Origin of the sequence: Gluconobacter sp. R75690 (assembly GCF_015244525.1) — a bacterium.
In the GTDB taxonomy this organism is placed as follows: Bacteria; Pseudomonadota; Alphaproteobacteria; order Acetobacterales; family Acetobacteraceae; genus Gluconobacter; species Gluconobacter potus.
In genome coordinates, this window is record NZ_JABCQB010000040.1 from 1 (window position 1) to 1,117 (window position 1,117).

Genomic DNA, 1,117 nt, shown 5'->3' on the forward strand with positions numbered 1-1,117 from the left:
TTCCCGAATGATGTCGGTGCGGATGGTTTTGCCAAGCAGCGGGCTGATGGAGGGATAGGAACTGGCCGGTGCGATGGACGCCAGGCGTCTATCCGGAAAGTCGCGCAGGCGCGGGCAAAAGCGAAAACCCAACAGGGCGCAGAGCGCGAAGACATGGTCGGTGGCACCACCCGTGTCGGTATAATGCTCGGAGATTTTAAGCCCGGTTCCATGACTGGTCAGGCCGTCGAGCACGTATGGCGCTTCGTGTGTCGCAGCCGAGATGACCTTCACATGGTATGGGGCACGCTGATCAGACACATGCGTGTAAAAGCTGAACCCATGGTCAACGCCGTACCGGGCATTGACGTCTCCGCCCGAGGCACCGCGCTTGGCGCCGCGAAAGAACTGCCCATCAGAGCTCGAACTCGAACCGTCCCCCCAGCTCCGGGAAAATGGCAGACGATGATGAGAGTTGATGAGGACGGCCAGCGCCTTGCGATAATTTTCGTCGCGGACATAAGCGTCGTGGGTCCAGAAGAGCTGATCACGGGTAACGCCGTGACTCGCGGCAGCCATGCGTGATAGCCCCAGATTGGTAGCGTCCGCCAGAATGGCCGCGAGTAACGCATTCTCGTTGGGACAGGCTTCGCCCGTGCGCAGATTGGTAAAGGCGCTGAGGAAACCGGTAGCCTGCGCCACCTCGTGCAGCAGCTCCGTGATGCGGATTGGCGGCATCAGGGCGTTGAGCTGTTGCGCCAGGTTTTCCGCTTGCGGCGGCGTTGTCGCGCGTATCGGCGATATCTGGAGGTGCCCGTCACGAAAGCGCACCCCCTGCAAGGCGTCGCGTTTCAGGCTTTGCGCGAACTTCTTCAGGCGTTTATCCAATTCGCGAGCGCGCTGATCCAGCCATTCATTTGCCGACAGGGGCAGGTCAAGTTCGGCAATGAACGGTTTTGCCTGCTCCCTACTGAGCATGTAGCTGTCGAAGCGACGATAATTGGCCGACCGCTCGATCCACACATCGCCGGAACGCAGCTTGTTGCGCAAATGCGCGAGCGTCGCGATTTCCCACAGACGCCGGTTGGGCTTGTCATCCTGATCGATAACGATCTTCTGCCATTCCTTGCGAAACGGC

1 protein-coding gene is annotated in these 1,117 nt (G+C 59.9%); it reads right to left on the bottom strand.

Annotated elements, in window-relative coordinates; translation table 11 throughout:
- Positions 1-1,117 (bottom strand): Tn3 family transposase (locus tag HKD27_RS16210; RefSeq protein ID WP_194690220.1); only part of this gene is annotated, 1,117 nt, incomplete at both ends.